Here is a 239-nt window from a genome sequence, read left to right as displayed (position 1 = left end):
ATAGAAGAATGTAAGCAATAAAGTACGAATATGAGAACCATCTACGTCCGCATCGGTCATGATGATAATACGGTGATAACGTAGTTTTTCAGGGTTATATTCGTCACGGCCAATACCACAACCTAATGCAGTAATTAGTGTTGCAACTTCTTGTGAAGACAGCATTTTATCAAAACGTGCTTTTTCTACGTTTAGAATTTTACCTTTAAGCGGAAGAATCGCCTGATTCTTACGGTTAC

At 37.7% G+C, this 239-nt stretch carries 1 protein-coding gene; it reads right to left on the bottom strand.

Annotated features, from left to right (window positions below; all coding sequences use genetic code 11):
* The coding region (locus R2R70_RS22885) for a toprim domain-containing protein (RefSeq protein WP_410979329.1) at positions 1-239 on the bottom strand (239 nt) is incomplete at both ends.

Source organism: Cobetia sp. SIMBA_158 (genome assembly GCF_046566945.1).
GTDB classification, from domain to species: Bacteria; Pseudomonadota; Gammaproteobacteria; order Pseudomonadales; family Halomonadaceae; genus Cobetia; species Cobetia amphilecti.
This window is presented reverse-complemented; position numbering and strand designations above follow the sequence as displayed.